The following is a 2,791-nucleotide window of genomic DNA, read 5'->3' on the forward strand; positions in this document are numbered from 1 at the left end:
GGTAGAGGCCCACTGCACCGCCCGCCTCCCCCGAATAAAGCGCCCAGCAGCCGTAACGGTCATCGAGACGATGCCCAAAACCTCCACCGGCAAGATCTCCAAACCAGCCCTCCGCCGCCTCCTCCGTTGACTTGCGGCGTGTTGTTGTTTTGGAGGGTCGGATAACAACAACACGCCGCAAGTCAACGTGGGGGACGGTGGGCGTTGAGGGCTTTGCGGATGCGGTTCACCACCTGGCGGGGGGTGCGGAAGAGTCCGTCCTTGTTGACGCGGATGACTAGCCAGCCGTCGTCGATCATCCGGCCGTCGCGTTCGATGTCGCGGCTGTACTGGCCGTGGTCCTGCTGGTGGTGGAGGCCCTCGTACTCGATGGCGATCTTCACAGCGGGGTAGGAGAGGTCGGGACGCGCCAGCCACACGCCCCAGTCGTTGAAGACGTCCTGGTTGGCGACGGGCCGGGGGAGGCCGGCGTCGACGATCAGCATCCGCAGCCTCGTCTCCGGCGGTGAATCGCTCCGCGGTTCCAGATGCGGCATCGCGAGCCTGGCCTTCCTGACTCCGCGGCGCCGATGGCAGTCCCTCAGGAAAGCGTTGAGCCGCTCCCGAGTGCTGACCTGCCGCCTCAGCATGTGGTCGCCCGCGATGATGAGGTCGATACGGGGCACCGCCGCCGCCAGTTCGAGGAAGAGCCGCTCCGGGCCGATCACGCGGCATCCGTGCAGGTTGCACACTTGCCCTGCCGGAATCGAGTAGCTGTGCACCTTCAACTGCTTGATACGGGGCACGGTGGACGCGGTGGCGGGCACGGCCGCGTGAACTCGCAGGTCCCCGTCCGGCACCGGCACGCCGTACAGGCGGGCCGCTGTCACTCCGCAGAAGACCGCGGTCTGCGGAAGTATCAGCGCGGCGGCGTCACATCGGACGTGAACGGAATCGTCCAGGCTCGCGGACACGTACACGTCGTAAAGCACACGCCGGTACTGCCCGGACCGGAGCTGCTGAGCCGTCACGCCCGCCTTGATCGCCTCCGCATACCGGAATGGACGATTTCGGAGGGTATATGGAATGTCACGGGGAGTTCTCACCCGCCAAGTCATAACCGCGCGCGATCCCCGTCGCGCACCTCGTGACAGGCCCGTATCCCACTCGTTGACTTGCGGCGTGTTGTTGTTATCCGACCCTCCATAACAACAACACGCCGCAACTCAACGCACCGGGGGGTCGATGATCGCGAAGACGATTTTGCCGGCGTTGCCCGCTAGGGCACGGATGCCCCAGCAGCGGGCGTACTGGTCGACGATGAACAGGCCGCGGCCCGTCTCGCTGGACGTGTCGGCCGCCAGCATGTGCGGGAGGTCGCAGGCGGCGTCCTGGACCTCCATCCACAGGGCGTCGTCCTCGGTGCGGCTCAACCGCAGGATCACGTCATCGTCGCTCGCGGACGCCGCGTGCTGGAGCGCGTTGGTGACCAGTTCGCTCGCCACCAGGCACGGGACGAAGTCGTCCATGCCCCACTGGCCGGTGACCAGCCGCACGAACCGCCGGACCTCCGCGACCACCTTCAGGTCCTGCTTCACCACCATCTCGTTCTCCGCCGCCGCCTGGTCCATGATCTCTCCTCACTGTGTGTGTCGAACTCCACACATTTAGCAAGGCTCCACGGTACGTTGGTGTTTCCAGTCACGCTTGGCAACCACTGGTGACAGGAATGCTTTCTTGGCGAGGTACCGAGGAGAGGAAACCTCACGACCATGCCCCCGCGACGCCAACGCCCGAAGGAATCCCCCGCCCTGATCGCGTTCGGTGGACAGATGCGCCGGATGCGCGAGGCCAAGGGCATCACGCAGCAATCAATCGCCGACCACACGAACATCAGCAAGGCTCAGGTGAGCCGTATCGAGAACGGCACAAGGCGCGCCGCCCGTTCGTTCGTGGAGCAGGTCGACCGCATCATCGGTGCAGACGGCGCACTGATCAAGCTATGGGAAGACCTGAACAGGAACGGTCACCCGGTCCCAGTTTGGTTCGATTGGCCGAAGATCGAAACGGACGCCGCGATGCTGGTCTCATGGGAGCCCATGCTGATTGCGGGTCTCGTCCAGACTCCGGCTTACGCATCAGCCCTTCTGCAGGCCAACGAAGAGGCCGTAGCAGCGCGGCTCGCGCGCCAAGAGATCCTTACGAGGACCGACGGACACACGCCTCCAGAGCTTGTCCTGCTGGTTGATGAGCAGGCACTTCGCCGTCCGGTCGGCACGGCCGAGACGATGAGGGAGCAGCTCGAACACCTGCTTGAGCTCAGCTTGTTGCCCAACGTCACGGTTCAAGTAGTGTTGGAAAGCGGCGAGCACGACGGCAACATGGGCGCGTTCACCATCGCCACGATGGACGATCGAAGCGAGGTCGCGTATATCGAGACGGCGATACACGCCATCACGACGGACGACCCAACGGACTTGTCCGTGCTGGCGCGCACTCTCAACGCCCTCCGTTCACGGGCCCTCACCGAAGAAATGTCACGCGAGTTGATTAGAAAGGCGGTCCAAGAAAGATGGACCTGAGAAACGCCAAGTGGCGCAAGAGCAGCTACACCGGATCCAACGGCGGCAACTGCGTCGAGCTGGCCGAAGCGGCCGATGCGTCGGTGGTGGCGGTGAGGGACAGCAAGGACCCGGACGGCCCCGTCCTCCTGCTGACCCGCGCGGCCCTGCGCACAGCAGTCCACTCCGCCCCACCACCCACTGACCACCCCGGACCCACCGAGTAGCGGCGAGTCCCGTCCTGTCTCTTA

4 protein-coding genes are annotated in these 2,791 nt (G+C 64.7%); 2 read left to right on the forward strand and 2 right to left on the reverse strand.

What is annotated here, in order from left to right; translation table 11 throughout:
• Window positions 1-182 precede the first annotated feature (182 nt).
• Entirely contained in the window at window positions 183-1,010 is an 828-nt protein-coding gene (locus E1281_RS38975; RefSeq protein WP_131884710.1) for a hypothetical protein, read from the reverse strand.
• A gap of 195 nt (window positions 1,011-1,205) precedes the next feature.
• Window positions 1,206-1,610 carry an ATP-binding protein gene (locus E1281_RS38980; RefSeq protein ID WP_131884711.1) on the reverse strand — a complete coding sequence of 135 codons (405 nt, stop codon included), beginning with the start codon at window positions 1,608-1,610 and terminating at the stop codon, window positions 1,206-1,208.
• 141 nt (window positions 1,611-1,751) lie between these two features.
• Here E1281_RS38980 and E1281_RS38985 point away from each other — a divergent pair, with 141 nt between their 5' ends.
• A complete protein-coding gene (locus E1281_RS38985) occupies window positions 1,752-2,561 on the forward strand; it encodes a helix-turn-helix transcriptional regulator (protein WP_131884712.1) in 810 nt (269 codons plus the stop codon).
• On the forward strand, window positions 2,552-2,767 hold the full coding sequence (locus E1281_RS38990; RefSeq protein WP_131884713.1) for a DUF397 domain-containing protein: 216 nt from the start codon (window positions 2,552-2,554) through the stop codon (window positions 2,765-2,767). Before E1281_RS38985 ends, E1281_RS38990 begins: the two co-directional genes overlap by 10 nt.
• Window positions 2,768-2,791: the final 24 nt, after the last annotated feature.

This window comes from Actinomadura sp. KC345 (assembly GCF_004348515.1).
GTDB lineage: Bacteria > Actinomycetota > Actinomycetes > Streptosporangiales > Streptosporangiaceae > Spirillospora.

What these genes read in the sequence shown, in the direction of transcription:
- E1281_RS38985 (WP_131884712.1), top strand. Translation starts at nt 1,752, where the DNA reads ATGCCCCCGCGACGCCAACGCCCGAAGGAATCCCCCGCCCTGATCGCG.
- E1281_RS38990 (WP_131884713.1), top strand. Translation starts at nt 2,552, where the DNA reads ATGGACCTGAGAAACGCCAAGTGGCGCAAGAGCAGCTACACCGGATCC.
- E1281_RS38980 (WP_131884711.1), bottom strand. Translation starts at nt 1,610, where the DNA reads ATGGACCAGGCGGCGGCGGAGAACGAGATGGTGGTGAAGCAGGACCTG.